Origin of the sequence: Bradyrhizobium sp. C-145 (genome assembly GCF_023375135.1) — a bacterium.
Taxonomy (GTDB): Bacteria; Pseudomonadota; Alphaproteobacteria; order Rhizobiales; family Xanthobacteraceae; genus Bradyrhizobium; species Bradyrhizobium zhanjiangense.
Genome location: NZ_CP088150.1, coordinates 4,361,478 through 4,376,210, shown reverse-complemented (window position 1 = coordinate 4,376,210; position 14,733 = coordinate 4,361,478). Strand labels below are relative to the sequence as shown.

Here is a 14,733-nt window from a genome sequence, read left to right as displayed (position 1 = left end):
CGGTTCGCGCCGCGCCGGGTCCGGGACACAAGACCTACATCCGCTCCGCCGTCCACGTCCCCGTGCACATGGCGCCGCGCCAGGTGCCGGAGCCTGACGTGCCGCTGAGCCGGCCGAAGCCGACGGCGCGCTTGATGCCGGTGCTTAAGGTGACATTGATGCTGCCGGCATCGGCGACCCGGCCCGACGCCGTCACCGCGGCGCTGCTCGACGCGATCTGACCATTGTTGATGCCGATCGCGACGGTCGCGCCGTTGCCGCAGGTCTCGCTCGATGACGAGATGCGGACATTCCATGTGCCGTCGAAAGTGCTTGTCGTGGCACCGGCCTGTGTCAGCGGAAAGGCAATGGCGACAAGCGTAACGAAGAGTCCTGTGCGAATGCCGTTCATGGCACGCCCCTGTGGTTGACCATGCAGGGGAACGTGGCACGGCTCGCAGAACCGGCGATGTGAGGGGGCTCACGCCTGCAGCAGGCTCTGTGAGGTGGCTCACCTCGCCATCACACCTCGGACAACGCAAAGGGGCCCGGATCACGGGCCCCTCGTTCTGATCAGAGCATCGAAGCCAAACTCAGTTCACGCGCGTCCAGGTTTGGCCGCCGCAGAACATGCCGCCGAAGGCGCAGCCCTGCACGCGCAACCGGTCGGTGCCCTTCATCGCGATCGTCGAATCGTAGGTCGAGCCGGAATTGGGATCGAGGATGCGGCCTGACCATTTCTGGTCCTTGCCGGGCTTCATGTTGATCAGGACCTGCTCGCCGTTCTGGTTCGATTTTGAATCGACCGAATAGCCGCAGAGATTGGTGCCGCATTGCTCGATGCGGACCTTGCCCTCCTTCTCCTCGGTGAGCCAGACGCCGAGCGGCGAATTCAGATCGCGCGTGGGCGCGGCCGCCGGAGCAGGCGTGGCTGCAGCCGCCTGAACGGGAGCGGGCGCAGGCGCCGGGGCGGGTGGCGGAGGCGGCGCCGGTGGTGCGGCAGCCACGGTCGGGGCGGGCGGCGGGGTCGCAGCGGGCGCTGCCTGCTGCTCGACCGGAGCAGGGGCCGGAGGCGGCGCAGGCGGCGGCACCAAGGCCGTGGCGGCCGGCGTGTTGTTGGCAGTGACGGCCGGCGGCGGGGCCGGTGGTGGCGGAGCGGGAGGCGGCGCCGCTGCTGCTGCGGGCGCAGGCGCCTGCACGGCGGCTGCGGGGGGCGCGGCGGCGGGAGCGAGGGCCGGTGCCGGAGCAGCCGCAGGCGCTTGCGGATCGACCGTGGCTTGCTGCGGCGCCTGCTCGTTCTTCTTGGCCTTCTTGGCCTTGCCCTGGCCGGTGTTGTCGTACACGCCGGGAATCTGCACCGTGCCGCGGTCCGGATCGATCCGGATGGTGCGCCCGCCATATTCGAAGGTGTACTGTGCCTGAGCAGCCGTGCTCGCCAATAGGAATGCGGCCGTGGCCAACAGCTTCCTCATTTCGCATCTCCTGAACAGATGGTCCCCGGACCGACGCATACGCTCCGGTTCGATCGCAAAAAGTGACCTAGATCACTTTCATCCGTATGAGTCGTGCTGCGGTGCGTTCGGGTTCAATACGCCCGGAACCCGTCCACAGTTTGGCCGAAGCGAGCGACAGGACGACGCGGCCTAGTCGAACCAGGTCGCGTAGATCTTCCGGTAGCTGCCGTCCTCCATGGAAATATGCAGCCATTGGTCGACGAAGGCCTTCAGCGCCATGTCGCGCTGGAGCCAGTAGGCCTTCTCGGAGAAGTCGAACGGCTTTTCCGGATGCACCGCGCAGAGCACGCCGGCATGCTGCTTCTGCTGGTAGCGCGTCTCGGAGGCATCCGTCATCATCAGGTCTGCATTGCCCTTGGCGATCTCGTCGAAGATCACCGTGTTGTCGGCGAAGACGGTGATCTCGGCATCCTTGATGTTGGCACGGGCGAAGCGCTCGTTGGTGCCGCCGGGATTGACGATGACGCGGGTGCCCTTCTTGTCGATGTCGGCGATGCTCTGGTACTTGCCGACGTCGGCGCAGCGCGCGATCGGCGTCTTGCCCTCGCGCATGATCGGCGTGGAGAAGAAGCCCTTCCTCTGCCGGTCGAGCGTGACCGAGACGCCGCCCATGGCGATGTCGAACTGGTCGGCCTCGAAATCCTTCATCAGCTTCGGCCAGGCCGTCGGCACGAATTCGACCTTGACGCCGAGCGCCTTGCCAAGGGCCTGCGCCATGTCGACGTCGAAGCCGCTGAACTGCTGCGTGGTCTTGTCCAGATAGGTGAAGGGCTTGTAGTCGCCGGTCATGCCGACGCGCAATGTGCCGCGCTTGACGATCTCGTCGAGGCGCGAGGGCGCCTGCTGCGCATGCGCCGAGACATTCACCAGCAACGCCACGGCCAAAGCCGCCCAGATTCGAACGATCATCTCTTTTCCACCCATGCCCGAGCTGTCATTGTGCAGCTCTTGAGGCGTGGATTTAGACCAGATGTCCGTCGCTGGCGAGGCAGAATTGAAGGGAATTCAGAGGTGACGATCTCGATGTACGAGGCCTCGGTCGGCCTCTTCGTGCCTAACTTGCGCAACCTGTCCGGATTGCTCGACAAGGGCGTCGCCTATGCCGAGACTCGCAAGTTCAATCCGGCGGTTCTGCTCGGTATGCGCCTTGCGCCGAACATGTACGATCTGGCGCAGCAGGTCGGTGAGGCTTGCCGCCATGCCGTGGTCGCCCCGGCCTTGCTGGCCGAGCGCGAGCCGGTCACGCTGCCGGTGCTGGAGCACGACATGGCCGGGCTTCAAGCGCGCATCGCGACGTCGATCGAATTCATCGAGAGCCTGCCGCGCGCTGCGATCGACGCCGCGGCGGAACGCAATGTCTTCTTCAAGCTGAAGAACGGCACCGAGCTGCCCTTCACCGGGCGGACGCTGCTGCTGACGTTCAGCGTCCCTCAGTTCTTCTTTCACGTGACGACGGCCTACGACCTGTTGCGGCACGCCGGCGTCGAGCTCGTGAAGAAGGATTATCTCGGGCGCAGGTAAGCATGTTCACCTCTCCCCGACGGGGAGAGGTGCAGAGACATCCGGTCTGCAAGCTGCCTTAAGCTTCGCCCTTGCGCTCATAGTCGGCAAGCGAACTGCGGCCGGCGATCTCGCTGCGCAGCTCTTCGAAGCGCCGATGCGCTTCGTGCTCCTGCGCATCGACGAAATGCACGGCGGCCTCGCTCGTCATCGGGCCGCTGACCACGGGGGCGGACTGCTCGCCGATGGTCTCATGGACGTAGTACTGGCCGTCATCGCCGCGATGGACCGTCCATTTCAGGCGGATCGCGACCATCGGGCCGGGGCCGATCTTGCTGTAGCCGTCGGCATCGGTGTGCTCCGGCACCAGCGGCTGCTCCTCGACCACCGGATGCTCGTCGACAGCTGGCTGCTCGTCGTTGGCCATGTGCTCACGCTCTCCGGCGACGACCATTTCGGTCTCGGTCTCGCGAACGACCAGAACGTGCTCGGGGTGCTCCAGAATGCTGGCGATGGTCGCCAGCGCGTGGTCAGTCGGGTCGATCTCTGCCAAGGGTCCATCCTCCAGCTCGACGCGCCGGCCAGTCTGTCCCGCCACCGCCGCGCTTCCCTCTCATTACGCGCGTTTGATTAAGGCTGAGTTGGGGCTTGATCTGCACCAAAATGGGACGCTTTCTGGCCTTCCGAAGGCGGGGCGGACGGGCCGCCCGACCATTGGCTCACTCAGCCCAGCACGTCCTGATTGATGACGTTCTGCCGGATGGGATCGCCGTCCAGCGCACTCAGGATGTTGCGCGCGGTCTGCTCGCTCATGCGCTGGACGGCCTCGACGGTGACGCCGGCGACATGCGGAGCCATGATGACGTTGGGCAGCGCGAACAATGCGTTGCTGAGCGGCGGCGGCTCCACCTCGAACACATCGATGCCGGCCCCGGCGATCTTTCCGGAAGTGAGCGCGTCATAGAGCGCGGCCTCTTTCACGATGCCGCCGCGCGCGGTGTTGATTAGATAGGATCTCGGCTTCATCCGGCCGATCCGCGCCGCATCGAACAGGCCGGTGGTTTCCGGCGTCTTCGGGCAGTGGATGGTGACGAAATCGGCATGGGGCAGCGCGGCATCGAGATCGGCGACGGGCTCGCAGCCCGCTGCCTTGATCTCGGCGGCTCCCTTGTAGGGATCGTAGACCTGGACGTTCATTTCCATCGCCAGGCAGCGCTTGGCGGTGCGACTGCCGATCCGGCCGAAGCCGACGATCAGCACGGTCTTGCCGTAGAGATCGAACGGCAGCATGCCGAGCCGGTCGGCCCATTTGCCGTCCTTGACGCAGGCGTGCATCTCCTGCGCGCGCTTGGCCAGCGTCAGCATCATGAACAGCGCCGCTTCCGCGACCGAGGGCGAGTTCGCGCTGCCCGCGACCATCAACGGCACCTTGCGGCGGGAGAGGGCGGGCACGTCGACGGCGTCGTAGCCGACGCCGATGCGGGTCACCACCTTCATGTCGCCGGACGCCTCCAGCTCGGTCTCGCCGAAGGCAGTGGCACCGAGCGCGACGCCGTGGACCGGCGCATGGCTCTTGAGCAAGGCTTCGAAGTCCTTCGCCGAGATCAGGTTCGAAAACTCGACGAGCTCGATATCGTCCCGCTGGGTGAGGAGGGCGCGTGCCCCTTGCGACAAAGTTTGTGTAACGAAAATCTTCTTCTTGTTGGTCGCCATCGTCCCCTGCCTGCGCGAGTTTCTTGTCCGGCCGTCACAACACGACGCCGGACGCCTCGTTTAGCAGGTGCATGTTGTTGAGGTCCATCGCCAAACGCATGGGTGCCCCGTCCTTGGCGCCGGCATTGGGATTGACGCGGCCGCAGACCGGCGTGCCGTCGAGCCCAAAATAGACCAGCGTCTCCATCCCCATCGGTTCGGTCACGTCGAGCACGGTCTCGAAGGTCTCGACGCCGGGCTCCAGATGCGCATGCGACTCGGTGAGATGCTCGGGGCGAAGGCCCAGCAGCAGCTTCTCGGTGCGCGGCAGAGCGTTGTAGCGTGCGGCGCGGGCCGGCGGCAGCGGGAAAGCGATGCGGTCGGTGAGACGGATCTGAAGCGTGCCGCCGACATCCTCGAGCCGGCACGGGATGAAGTTCATCGCGGGCGAGCCGATGAAGCCCGCGACGAAGCGTGTCGCCGGCTTGTGATAGAGCTCGTTCGGCGTGCCGATCTGCTCGATGCGGCCCTTGTTCATCACCACGACGCGGTCGGCCAGCGTCATCGCCTCGACCTGATCGTGGGTGACGTAGACCGTGGTGGTGCGCACCTTCTGGTGGACCTTCTTGATCTCGATCCGCATCTGTACGCGCAGCTTGGCATCGAGATTGGACAGCGGCTCGTCGAACAGGAAGACTTTCGGGTTGCGCACGATGGCCCGGCCCATCGCGACACGCTGGCGCTGGCCGCCGGAGAGCTGTTTCGGCTTGCGGTCGATCAGGTCGGTGATGTCGAGAAGCCGGGCGGCTTCGGTCACCCGCGCCTTGATCTCGGCCTTGGGATAGTGCTTGAGGCGCAGGCCGAACGACATGTTCTCCGCGACCGTCATGTGCGGGTAGAGCGCGTAATTCTGGAACACCATGGCGATGTCGCGGTCCTTTGGCGGCACGTCGTTGACGACGTCGCCCCCGATCATGATGTCGCCGTCGCTGATGTCCTCGAGCCCTGCGATCATGCGTAGCGTGGTCGACTTGCCGCAGCCGGAGGGGCCGACCAGCACGATGAACTCATGATCGGCGATATCGAGGTCGATGCCGCGCACGGCTTCGACATCGTCGTAACGTTTAACTACCTTCCGCAAAGCAACGTCAGCCATGAGTCATCAACCCTTTGTCGCACCGGCGGTCAGGCCGGCAATGTAGTAGTCCATCAGGAATGCGTAGATGATCAGCGGTGGCGCGGCGCCGAGCAGCGCGCCGGTCATGATCTGCCCCCAGTTGAACACGTCGCCCTTGATCAGCGTGGTGGTGATGCCGACAGGCAGCACGAACTGGTCCACCGACGTCGTGAACACCAGGGGATAGAGGAACTGTGCCCAGGAGACGGTGAAGGCGAAGATCGTCGCGGCGATCAGGCCGGGCAGGGCGACGGGAATGAAGATCCGCGTCAGGGTCTGGAGCCAGGAGGCACCGTCGATGAGGGCGGCCTCATCGAGCTCCTTCGGGATCGAGGCGAAATAGCCGATCATGATCCAGGTGCAGAACGGCACGGTCAGAGTCGGATAGATGAACAGCAGGACGTACCATCTGTTGAGCAGCGTGATGCCGGTATAGTCCTGAAAGACCGCGAGCATCTTGAACAGCGGAATGAACAAAAGGCTGTCCGGGATCAGGTAGGTGAGGAAGACGCCCGTGGCTAGCGTCGCCGAGCCCCAGAACTTCATCCGCGCCAGCGCGAAGGCCGCGGGGATGCTGATCAGCATCGTGATGATCACGACCGCGATCGCCACGATCGACGAATTCCAGAAGAAGCGCAAAAACTGGTTCGATGTCAGGAGTTCGACATAGTTCGACAGTGTCGGATGGAACACCCACCAGGGGTTCGTCGCCGCCGAGATCTCCGCACTGCTCTTGAGCGAGGTGATCAGCATGTAGACCGGCGGCGTCAGGAAGAAGATCGCAAACAGCACGAGGAAGAAATAAGACCAGCGCAGCGCCCAGGCGCGGTCGCGGCTCATGCTGCCATACTTGACCTTGCGGGTGGGGCCAGCCTTGTCGATTGCAAGTGAGCTCATCAGGCTTCGTTCCCGCGTTTGGAGACATCGCGCAGGATGAAGATCGCTGCGACGGCAAGGATCGGCACCATGAACAGCGAGACGCACGCGCCGAGCGGAATATCGTTGCTCTGGATGCCGACCTGGAACGCCCAGGTGGCGAACAGATGCGTCGTATCCAGCGGACCGCCTGAGGTCAGGATGCGCACGATGTCGAAATTGGCGAACGTGACGATCAGCGAGAACAAGGTGGTGATTGCGATGATGTTACGCATCATAGGCAAGGTGACGTACCAGATCCGCTGCCACCAATTGGCGCCGTCGATCGCCGCGGCCTCATAGAGCTGATCGGGGACGGATTTCAGCGCGGCCAGATACATGATCATGAAGAACGGCGCGCCGTACCAGACGTTGACGAGGATGACGGAGAACCGTGCCCAGAAAGTGTCGCCGAGCCAGGGGATCGGGCCGACGCCGAAGAAGGACAGCGTGTAGTTGAAGGCGCTGTAGGAAGGGTCGAACAGCCACAGCCAGGCCAGCGTGCTCATCGCCGGCGGGATCACCCAGGGCACCAGCAGCATGCCGCGCCATTTGCGCTGGCCCTTGGCGGGAATGTTGTGGACGAAATGTGCGACGATGAAGCCGATCAGCGCCTTGAAGATCACGGCCGTGATCGCGAAGATGCAGGACTGCTCCACCACCATCCAGAACGTCTCGCGCTTGAACAGGAAGGTGAAGTTGCCGAAGCCGACGAATTTCGTCATCGACTTGTTCAGCGTCGCCAGATGAACGGAGTAGAAGGCGGGGTAGAGCACCAGCAGCGCGATCAGGAGGATCAGCGGCAGCGTCAGGAAGAACGCAACCGTCGATTTTCGCCCGAGCGCATTGCGCAGGCTCGATCCCCTGCGGGCGCCAGCCCCACGGGCAACGCGAGCTCGCTCAACGACGACATCGGCCATGACAGAGTCCTTGGGTCAGTCTTCTTGTCTGCTGTCCAACCGGGAAGCCGGCCATGCGGTTTCACGGTCGGGCGGATTGGACCACGGAGCCCGGGCGGCTCACGCACATGGCGCGAGCCGCCCTGTCACTCCCCGGCCTAGCTCCGCATGAAGCCTTCGCACTCGCCCTCGGCCCAGGCGAGCGCCTGCTCCATCGTCTCGCCGCGCGCATAACGCAGCGCCATCTTGGTCAGCGTCGCCTGGAAGTAGATCTGCTGTGCGACCTTGGGCGGCGCCGGCGACGCCGCGATCGACAGCGTCTGATGCTTGTACGGGTCCGGATAGTGAAAGAGCGTTCCCTTCGGCGGCCCTTCTTCCGCCCAGGTCTTGAACTTGGTCATGTTCGCGTAAGCCGGCAGGTCATAGCCGCCGCTCACTGCGACGAACTTCTCGATCGATGATGGCGCGGACAGGTGAACGAGCAGGCTCTTGGCCGCCTCCTTGTTCTTGCCGAAGCTCCAGACGCCCCAGAAGTAGGGCAGGTACGGTGCGAACCGTCCCTTCGGACCGGACGGGAAGCCGTGCGTCCAGCATTGTTCGGCGACCTGTGGCGCATCGCGCTTGGCAACGGCCCAGGCGCTCGGCGGATTGAGGATCATCGCGCCGCGGCCGGAGATCAGCCATTTGTTGTTGGAAGCGTCGTCCCAGGACGGTGCATCCGGCGGCAGGAAGGCGATCAGCTTCTTGTAGAACTCCATCGCCTGGCGAACCTGATCGGTCTTCACCGTGACATCGCCCTTGGCGTTGACGAGTTCGGCGCCGAACGACTGGAAAATTGCGCCGGCGGTATCCACGCTGTCGGTGGTCTCGCCGAGGCCGATGCCGAACGCGAAGCCCGCCTTGTGGCAAGCCTCGGCCGCCTTCAGGAAGGTCTCCATGGTCCAGTTTTCGACCTTGGGCGGGCCGCCGGCCGGGTACATCTCCTGCACGTCGATGCCGGCGTGCTGCTTCATCAGATCGATGCGGGAGCAGGGGCCCTTGATCTGGCTGCCTGGGGTCGCGGGCACCGCGAGCCATTTGCCGCCCGACTGCCCAAGATATTTGACGGTGCCGTTGACTTCGCCATTCTGCTTGAGGAGCGGCTCCATGACGTCATTGAGCGGCTCGAGATTCTCGGCATAGGCCTGCGGCCACCAGCTCGGCATCTGCAGAATGTCGTGACCCGACTTGGCCTGGGCTTCGGCAGCGGCGGTCAGCTCGATCTTCTTGTTGTTGCTGGTGATGTAGTCGATGGAGACTTCGACCTTCTCCTTCGCGGCCCATTCGTTGACGAGATCGGTCGAGGCCTTGTTGGCGCCCGGCACCCAATGGTCCCAGAAGCCGATCGAGAGCTTGCCGGCGGCGTAAGCGCCCCGGACATAGGGCGCCGTGATCAGCGCCGCGGAGGACATTGCAGTGGCAGCCACAAATTGACGTCGCGTCAGTGTCTTGCGTGACATCTCGTTTCCTCGCCTGGGTGTTGTTGTTGGAGTTTCCTCTGAGAGACTTCTTTCTTCGAGTTCTTGTTGGATTTTCTTATTAGTTATTAGTGCCGTCTTGGTGCCGCCGGCCGGCGTCGGCAATTTACGCAGGTCGCAGCAAATTGGTAGCGCGATCAGATCATGATTGATCGCGTCTGTCGAGAAAGCCGAACGGCTTCTCGTCTAGAACTAAGGGTGTGCCCGGCACCTCGCGATCGTATTCGCGACCATGGGTTACAGGCGAACCGCGGGCGTTCATTTTGCGACGCACACTTTGAGCGATCGAGCTCGAATGATCCGTGCGCAATTACGCCGCAGTTTCGAATAAGCCTGCATAACCGCTTCGCGCGAAAGACTTTTCGGACGTGGACAGCAAATGTCCGCGTCTGGACCTCGGCGCGGCGGAAACGATAGAGTTGCAATTGGCGGGTGGCTCTCGCCCGACAGGCCAGGCAGATCGACGATGGAGACGAGAATGATCAAACCGGCGCTGCCAGCGCGGCTTCACCTGCGACGATGGTTTGCGCTGGGGTCCGTGCTCGCGCTGCTGCTCGGCGCAGCCGCGGTGGCGAATGCTCAAGGTCTGGTCAAAGGCGTTCAGGAGGGAGCCGCGGCCGGAAACAAGGCGGCAGGTCCGGTCGGCGGCGTGCTCGGCGGCGCCATCGGCGGCGTGGTGGGCGTCTTCACCGGCGTGCTCGGCGTCGGCAACAATGGCAATCAGGCGCCGCCGCCCAAGGACGCCAGCAAGGATTCCAAGCAGCCGGGCAAGGACAAGGATGCAAAGACCGCCAAGGCGGGCAAGGGCGCCAAAGCGAGCAAGGAGGCGAAGAACGCCGCGCCGAATGGCACGGACAACAAGGACAATAAGGATGTTACGGTTCTGACCCAGAGCGGCGCACCGCAGCAGACCGCGGAGCAGATCGTCGCCAACAGCGATTCCTACATCGAGCGGATCAAGACCGAACTGAACCTCACGCCTGATCAGGAGAAGCACTGGTACGGTTTCTCGAGCGCCATGCACTACCTGGGGCATAATGGTGCAGAGCGGCTCAACCTTCGGGTTGCCCGCGCCAAGCGCGATCCGCCAGACGACATTATCGAGCAGATGCGCAACGAGGCGCAATTCCTGATCGACCGGGCCGCCGACCAGCGCAATGTCGCCGACGCCGCCGAGCCGCTCTATTCGAGCCTCGATGACAAGCAGAAGCAGGTCTTCATTCAGGAGATGGTGCGCCTGAGCCACGAGCGGGGACTGGATTGATCAAGTTGAATCGGATCGGGCGCGCCTGAATTAACGGCGCCTGCCACGAATTCGTGAATCCTCTCCGCAATTCGGTTATGGTTAGCTTCGTAAGGCTGACTGCGGGGTTGATATGGCGGACGGACTCTCCGTTTTCCTGGTCGAAGACGAGGCGTTGATCCGGATGATGATCGCGGACATGGTGGAGGAACTCGGCCACCACGTCGTCGCGGAAGCGGACAATGTCCGCGACGCCAGCGCGTTTGCCATGACCGCGCAATACGATCTGGCCATCCTCGACATCAATCTCATGGGCGTTTACGTCGATCCCGTCGCCGACCTGATCGAGCGCCGTGGAAAACCGTTCCTGTTCGCGACGGGCTACGGGCCGGAGCTGCTGCCGTCCTTGCTCCGGCGCAGGCCGATCCTGCGCAAGCCGATCGCAATGGATCAGCTCAAGGCGATGATCGATTCGATGTTTCCGGAAGCCACAAAGAAGGCGCCGCACTGAGTGACGGCGAAGATGCCGCACTGAGCCCGCCAACGAAAATGGCCGCCCGTCGGGGCGGCCATTTGCCGAAAGAGTTCAGTGCGCTGTCAGATCAGACCGGCGCTGAGATCGACGCCACGCGCGATCAGGCCGAACGAGACGGCCAGGCCCGTGCAGCAGAACAGCCAGATGGTCTTGAACGAAGAATCGGCGAACCGCGTTTCGACGGCGGCCGGCATCACGGCGAGCGAAATCATGCTCATGTCCACTTCCCCCCTTTTGTTGACCCTGATTTGCCTCAGGTGAGGGAACTCTTAGAGCAAAAAGTTTGACGTCAGATTGCGAGGCATCGTTAACGAAGTCGCAATCACGCCGAGTTCTCACGCGTCGGGAGGAGCTCGCAAATCTCAGTTGCGGCCGTTCCTTAGCACCGTGGCAATGGTGCGGGCCGTCATGGCCGCGCGATCCGAGGCGCGCTGGGCAGCCAGCCGGTCTCTTGCCTTTTCCTCGATCAAGAGCTCGATCAAGGCCAGCCGCTTGTCTTCGCTATCCGCCTCGCGCAGCAGGCGGTGGTAGCGGTGATAGTCGAAACCCAAATCCTGTTTACGCATGCCACGCCCCCGCAACTACGCCACACACAGGACAGGATTGTTTCGCATCGGAAACGCGCAGGCAAGCACGATCCTGCGTAGAATCGCCTGTCCGCTGCAATCAGCTGTGAATTATTGGAACCCGCGAGAAGGACGCTCCGTCCCTCAATTTGGATTGTGCTCGGCGAACATCTTGAGGCCGACGAAGCTCGCATCAGGCTTGATCACCAGCCTGGTCGGGATGTTGCGCAAGTAATCCTGGAAGCGTCCCTTGGCCTCGAAGCGTGCCCGGAATGCGGACGCCGCGAGGAATTCCGGAAAACGCGGCACGATTCCGCCGGCGATATAGACGCCGCCGCGGGCGCCGAAAGTCACCGCGAGATTGCCCGCGACCGAGCCGAGGATGGCGCAAAACATGTCGAGCGTCGCGCGGCTGACGGGACAATGGCCCTCCAGCGCGGCTTTGGTGATGGCGGCAGGATCGCGATGCGGCACTTGGGCGCCGTCGACCTCCGCTAGGGCCTCATAGAGACTTTGCAGGCCGGAACCCGAGAGCGCGCCGCGCTCGATGGAGACATGGCCAAGGCGCTTGCGCAGACAGGCAATCACGCGTTCCTCGCGCTCGTTCTCGGCCGGCAGGGTGGCGTGACCGGCCTCGGTCACGACCGCCAGCCGTGCGCCATGGCGCTCGACCAGACAGGAGACGCCAAAACCGGTTCCGGGCCCGATCACCAGCAACGGCTCTCCGGGCAGGCCATCCTGTCCGCCAAGCGGGATCAGGTCGGCAGGCTGCAAGGCGGGAAGGGACCAGGCCATCACTTCGAAGTCGTTGAGCACGTGGACGCTGTCAAAGCCGAGCGCGGGTTGCAGCTCGTTGCCATCGATGACCCAGGGACTGTTGGTCATGACGCAGCGATTGTTGGTCACGGGGCCCGCCACCGCCAGCACGGCTCTTCGGGGCTGCTCGCCGCCGGACTGGCGTCCGAGAACATCGACGATGGCCTCCCGGACGGTTGGGAAGTCGGCGACCTTCACATAGTCGATCGGTCCGGCCGGATCGCCGTCGCTGGATTCGGCCTGGCTCAGCGCGAAGCGCGCGTTGGTGCCGCCGATATCGGCGAGAAGAATCTGTCCTGTCTTGCCGATCGTCATGACCATATGGCTGCCGCGGCCGTGCAGGCCACGGGAACCCTTCTCCTCCACGCTGTCGACGCAGTCCGCATGGGTGCTGATGCCCGAGAATCCGCCCTTGGGTGCCGCTAGTCAACACGGACCAGCCCAAACCGTTTCATTTCAGGAACGATCGGTCCATTCTTACAAGCCGCACCGCGCGTACGATGGTTGCGAAGCCGCGCGGGAAGATCGACATTGGAGACGAGCGTCTCGGTGCCTACAGTCCCCGGACGGCTGGAATGAGGCCTTGCATGAAGATCTCCGACCGTGACGTGCTGCTGGCGATTGACGTGCAGAACGACTTCTGCACCGGCGGAGCGCTCGCCGTTCCCGGCGGTGAAAAGGTCGTCCCCGCCATCAACCGAGTCGCCCAAAAATTCGCCAATGTGGTGCTGACCCAGGACTGGCATCCGCGTGATCACGTGTCATTCGCGACGAACCATGCCGGCAAGCAGCCGTTCGAGACTATCGAGCTCGACTACGGCACCCAGGTGCTTTGGCCCTCTCATTGCGTGCAGGGGACGGCGGGGGCTGAATTCCACCGCGAGCTCGACGTTGTCAGGGCGAGCCTGGTGGTGCGCAAGGGCTTTCGCCGCGGCATCGATTCGTATTCGGCGCTGTTCGAGAACGACCATAAGACGCCGACCGGACTGCTCGGTTATTTGCGCGAGCGCAAGCTGAAGACCGTCTTCGTCGCTGGTCTCGCGCTGGATTTCTGTGTTCGCTTCTCGGCGGAGGATGCTCGCCAGGCAGGTTTCGAGGTCGCCGTCGTCGAGGATGCCTGTCGCGGCATCGATCTCGACGGCTCCGTGGCCGCGACCCATCGGAGTTTTAGGGATCGCGGCATCTCGGTCGTGAGCCTCGAGGCGTTCCTGTGAGGATCGTTCCTGTGAGGATATCGAGATAGCCATGGTGGAGAAGACCGGCAAACAGCCACGCGGACCAGGGCATGCGCCGGATGATCCCTTGCTGTGGCCGTTTGCGGCGGCCCAGCTCGCCATGGACGCCTGTTTCTGGTGGCTGGAGCGCGGAGCTGCAGAGCAGGGCGAGAGCAGCCTGCCATGGACGACGCCCAGCACGGTTGCGCTGGAGCTTGTGACGATGCGCCTGCGCGATTTCACGCAGACGCGGTCCGGCCAGCCGGCGCTGGTCTGCGCGCCCTATGCGCTGCATCGGGCCCTGATCGCCGACTTTGCGCCCGGCCACAGCGTGGTGCAGTCGCTGCAAAACGGCGGCATCGACCGCGTCTACCTCACCGACTGGCAGTCAGCCACGCCGGAGATGCGCTATCTCTCGATCGACAGCTATCTTACCGATCTCAACGTCGCCATCGACGAGATCGGCGCGCCGGTCGATCTCGTCGGGCTGTGCCAGGGCGGCTGGCTGTCGCTGCTCTATGCGGCACGCTTTCCGGCCAAGGTGCGGCGGCTGGTCCTGGTCGGCGCTCCCGTCGATCTGTCGATCGACTCGGCGCTGTCGCGGCTCGCCCGCAACGCGCCCGAGCTGGTTTACGACCAGCTCGTCGCACGCGGCGGCGGCAATGTCAGCGGCGAGGAGATGCTGCGCTTCTGGTCCAAATCACCTGACAGCGACGGTATCGAAGTGGCGTTGCAGAGGAGGCTTTCGGACGAGGAAGGCGCGAGCCTGCTCGCGCGCTTCGATCGCTGGAACACCGAGACGCTCGATTTGCCGGGCACCTACTACCTTCAGATCGTCAACTGGATTTTCCGGGAGAACCGGATTGCCGGCGGCCAATTCGTTGCGCTCGGCCGCCCGGTTGACCTGAAGGACGTCAAGGCGCCGGTTTTCCTGCTGGCCGGGCTGGACGACGATGTCGTTCCGGCTGTGCAGGCACTCGCCACCGCGGGTCTCGTCGGCACGCCGCCGGCGTTCATTGCGGCAGCCTCCGAGCCGAGCAATCATCTCGGCCTGTTCATGGGGGCGCGGACCCACGTCCATGCCTGGCCCCGGATCGCCGAGTGGCTGCGCAACGATCTGTCCGGCGTCTTGGCCCGCAGCGCCTGACGTCGCGGGCGCCGACCGG

The 14,733-nt window shown here is 63.8% G+C and carries 17 protein-coding genes; 5 read left to right on the top strand and 12 right to left on the bottom strand.

Translation table 11 applies throughout. The features are described 5' to 3' along the window. Positions 1–34: 34 nt before the first annotated feature. The 3 genes from LRP30_RS20390 to LRP30_RS20380 all read right to left on the bottom strand — a co-directional run bounded on the left by LRP30_RS20390 (position 35) and on the right by LRP30_RS20380 (position 2,402). A complete protein-coding gene (locus tag LRP30_RS20390) occupies positions 35–391 on the bottom strand; it encodes a hypothetical protein (protein WP_128933857.1) in 357 nt (118 codons plus the stop codon). A gap of 181 nt (positions 392–572) precedes the next feature. Continuing rightward, the gene (locus LRP30_RS20385; protein ID WP_249761483.1) at positions 573–1,451 is read right to left on the bottom strand and encodes a DUF2147 domain-containing protein; all 879 of its coding nucleotides are present in this window, start codon (positions 1,449–1,451) and stop codon (positions 573–575) included. 171 nt (positions 1,452–1,622) lie between these two features. Further along, entirely contained in the window at positions 1,623–2,402 is a 780-nt protein-coding gene (locus LRP30_RS20380) for a transporter substrate-binding domain-containing protein (protein WP_128933859.1), read from the bottom strand. A gap of 114 nt (positions 2,403–2,516) precedes the next feature. Here LRP30_RS20380 and LRP30_RS20375 point away from each other — a divergent pair, with 114 nt between their 5' ends. Then, a complete protein-coding gene (locus LRP30_RS20375) occupies positions 2,517–3,014 on the top strand; it encodes a DUF1993 domain-containing protein (protein WP_164940530.1) in 498 nt (165 codons plus the stop codon). Positions 3,015–3,072: 58 nt separating this feature from the next. On the opposite strand, the gene LRP30_RS20370 is transcribed toward LRP30_RS20375, so the two are convergent. The 6 genes from LRP30_RS20370 to LRP30_RS20345 form a co-directional block, all read right to left on the bottom strand. Beyond that, positions 3,073–3,546 carry a hypothetical protein gene (locus tag LRP30_RS20370; protein WP_164935029.1) on the bottom strand — a complete coding sequence of 158 codons (474 nt, stop codon included), beginning with the start codon at positions 3,544–3,546 and terminating at the stop codon, positions 3,073–3,075. Positions 3,547–3,716: 170 nt separating this feature from the next. Next, positions 3,717–4,706, bottom strand: a complete 990-nt coding sequence (locus tag LRP30_RS20365; RefSeq protein ID WP_128933861.1) for a hydroxyacid dehydrogenase — start codon at positions 4,704–4,706, stop codon at positions 3,717–3,719. 34 nt (positions 4,707–4,740) lie between these two features. Then, positions 4,741–5,841 (bottom strand): sn-glycerol-3-phosphate ABC transporter ATP-binding protein UgpC, encoded by a 1,101-nt coding sequence (gene ugpC / locus LRP30_RS20360; RefSeq protein WP_128933862.1) that lies wholly within the window; start codon positions 5,839–5,841, stop codon positions 4,741–4,743. 6 nt (positions 5,842–5,847) lie between these two features. Further along, a complete protein-coding gene (locus LRP30_RS20355) occupies positions 5,848–6,759 on the bottom strand; it encodes a carbohydrate ABC transporter permease (protein WP_128941712.1) in 912 nt (303 codons plus the stop codon). Beyond that, positions 6,759–7,697 carry a sugar ABC transporter permease gene (locus LRP30_RS20350; protein WP_128933864.1) on the bottom strand — a complete coding sequence of 313 codons (939 nt, stop codon included), beginning with the start codon at positions 7,695–7,697 and terminating at the stop codon, positions 6,759–6,761. The genes LRP30_RS20355 and LRP30_RS20350 overlap by 1 nt, the downstream gene beginning before the upstream one ends. A gap of 137 nt (positions 7,698–7,834) precedes the next feature. Beyond that, on the bottom strand, positions 7,835–9,175 hold the full coding sequence (locus LRP30_RS20345; RefSeq protein ID WP_128933865.1) for an extracellular solute-binding protein: 1,341 nt from the start codon (positions 9,173–9,175) through the stop codon (positions 7,835–7,837). Between the two features lie 496 nt (positions 9,176–9,671). On the opposite strand from LRP30_RS20345, the gene LRP30_RS20340 reads away from it, so the two are divergent. Continuing rightward, the gene (locus LRP30_RS20340; protein ID WP_249761482.1) at positions 9,672–10,457 is read left to right on the top strand and encodes a Spy/CpxP family protein refolding chaperone; all 786 of its coding nucleotides are present in this window, start codon (positions 9,672–9,674) and stop codon (positions 10,455–10,457) included. Between the two features lie 112 nt (positions 10,458–10,569). Next, on the top strand, positions 10,570–10,947 hold the full coding sequence (locus LRP30_RS20335; RefSeq protein WP_249761481.1) for a response regulator: 378 nt from the start codon (positions 10,570–10,572) through the stop codon (positions 10,945–10,947). Between the two features lie 86 nt (positions 10,948–11,033). Here the strand turns inward: LRP30_RS20335 and LRP30_RS20330 are convergent, their stop codons facing one another. The 3 genes from LRP30_RS20330 to glk all read right to left on the bottom strand — a co-directional run bounded on the left by LRP30_RS20330 (position 11,034) and on the right by glk (position 12,668). Beyond that, entirely contained in the window at positions 11,034–11,189 is a 156-nt protein-coding gene (locus LRP30_RS20330; RefSeq protein ID WP_249761480.1) for a hypothetical protein, read from the bottom strand. A gap of 144 nt (positions 11,190–11,333) precedes the next feature. Beyond that, the gene (locus tag LRP30_RS20325; RefSeq protein ID WP_249761479.1) at positions 11,334–11,537 is read right to left on the bottom strand and encodes a hypothetical protein; all 204 of its coding nucleotides are present in this window, start codon (positions 11,535–11,537) and stop codon (positions 11,334–11,336) included. 144 nt (positions 11,538–11,681) lie between these two features. Then, on the bottom strand, positions 11,682–12,668 hold the full coding sequence (gene glk / locus LRP30_RS20320) for a glucokinase (RefSeq protein ID WP_128941732.1): 987 nt from the start codon (positions 12,666–12,668) through the stop codon (positions 11,682–11,684). Between the two features lie 260 nt (positions 12,669–12,928). On the opposite strand from glk, the gene pncA reads away from it, so the two are divergent. Together pncA and LRP30_RS20310 are read left to right on the top strand one after the other, a co-directional pair. After that, the gene (pncA, locus tag LRP30_RS20315; protein ID WP_128941710.1) at positions 12,929–13,567 is read left to right on the top strand and encodes a bifunctional nicotinamidase/pyrazinamidase; all 639 of its coding nucleotides are present in this window, start codon (positions 12,929–12,931) and stop codon (positions 13,565–13,567) included. 31 nt (positions 13,568–13,598) lie between these two features. Beyond that, positions 13,599–14,714, top strand: a complete 1,116-nt coding sequence (locus LRP30_RS20310) for an alpha/beta fold hydrolase (protein ID WP_128933869.1) — start codon at positions 13,599–13,601, stop codon at positions 14,712–14,714. Positions 14,715–14,733 lie beyond the last annotated feature (19 nt).

Coding starts and splice junctions, on each gene's coding strand:
- LRP30_RS20345 (WP_128933865.1), bottom strand. CDS start 9,175: ATGTCACGCAAGACACTGACGCGACGTCAATTTGTGGCTGCCACTGCA.
- glk (WP_128941732.1), bottom strand. CDS start 12,668: ATGACGATCGGCAAGACAGGACAGATTCTTCTCGCCGATATCGGCGGC.
- LRP30_RS20340 (WP_249761482.1), top strand. CDS start 9,672: ATGATCAAACCGGCGCTGCCAGCGCGGCTTCACCTGCGACGATGGTTT.
- LRP30_RS20335 (WP_249761481.1), top strand. CDS start 10,570: ATGGCGGACGGACTCTCCGTTTTCCTGGTCGAAGACGAGGCGTTGATC.
- LRP30_RS20385 (WP_249761483.1), bottom strand. CDS start 1,451: ATGAGGAAGCTGTTGGCCACGGCCGCATTCCTATTGGCGAGCACGGCT.
- pncA (WP_128941710.1), top strand. CDS start 12,929: ATGAGGCCTTGCATGAAGATCTCCGACCGTGACGTGCTGCTGGCGATT.
- LRP30_RS20365 (WP_128933861.1), bottom strand. CDS start 4,706: ATGGCGACCAACAAGAAGAAGATTTTCGTTACACAAACTTTGTCGCAA.
- LRP30_RS20350 (WP_128933864.1), bottom strand. CDS start 7,697: ATGGCCGATGTCGTCGTTGAGCGAGCTCGCGTTGCCCGTGGGGCTGGC.
- LRP30_RS20375 (WP_164940530.1), top strand. CDS start 2,517: ATGTACGAGGCCTCGGTCGGCCTCTTCGTGCCTAACTTGCGCAACCTG.
- LRP30_RS20390 (WP_128933857.1), bottom strand. CDS start 391: ATGAACGGCATTCGCACAGGACTCTTCGTTACGCTTGTCGCCATTGCC.
- LRP30_RS20380 (WP_128933859.1), bottom strand. CDS start 2,402: ATGATCGTTCGAATCTGGGCGGCTTTGGCCGTGGCGTTGCTGGTGAAT.
- ugpC (WP_128933862.1), bottom strand. CDS start 5,841: ATGGCTGACGTTGCTTTGCGGAAGGTAGTTAAACGTTACGACGATGTC.
- LRP30_RS20330 (WP_249761480.1), bottom strand. CDS start 11,189: ATGAGCATGATTTCGCTCGCCGTGATGCCGGCCGCCGTCGAAACGCGG.
- LRP30_RS20355 (WP_128941712.1), bottom strand. CDS start 6,759: ATGAGCTCACTTGCAATCGACAAGGCTGGCCCCACCCGCAAGGTCAAG.
- LRP30_RS20325 (WP_249761479.1), bottom strand. CDS start 11,537: ATGCGTAAACAGGATTTGGGTTTCGACTATCACCGCTACCACCGCCTG.
- LRP30_RS20310 (WP_128933869.1), top strand. CDS start 13,599: ATGGTGGAGAAGACCGGCAAACAGCCACGCGGACCAGGGCATGCGCCG.